Below are 234 nucleotides of genomic sequence, written 5' to 3'. Positions count from 1 at the left end.
CGTAGATGACGTGGTCATCTACGTATGCCTCCACTGTTTTGCCGATCTGGTTTGCCAGACATGTCTGAATCATGTGCTGATATGTTGCGCTAGTGTTTTTGAGCCCGAAGGGCATTGTGTTGAAGCAGAATGGGCCGTATGGGGTGATGAATGCCGTTGCGGCTTGGTCTGGTCCTGCCATCTTAATTTGATGGTAGCCGGAGTATGCGCCGAGGAAACACAATGAATCGTGTC

Annotated in this window: 1 protein-coding gene; it reads right to left on the bottom strand. The window is 50.4% G+C overall.

Annotated elements, in window-relative coordinates; all coding sequences use genetic code 11:
- Positions 1-223 (bottom strand): reverse transcriptase family protein (locus KZZ04_RS22330; RefSeq protein ID WP_368735913.1); only part of this gene is annotated, 223 nt, incomplete at its 3' end.
- Positions 224-234 lie beyond the last annotated feature (11 nt).

Origin of the sequence: Pseudoalteromonas sp. CR1, from assembly GCF_019392235.1 — a bacterium.
GTDB lineage: Bacteria > Pseudomonadota > Gammaproteobacteria > Enterobacterales > Alteromonadaceae > Pseudoalteromonas.
This window is presented reverse-complemented; position numbering and strand designations above follow the sequence as displayed.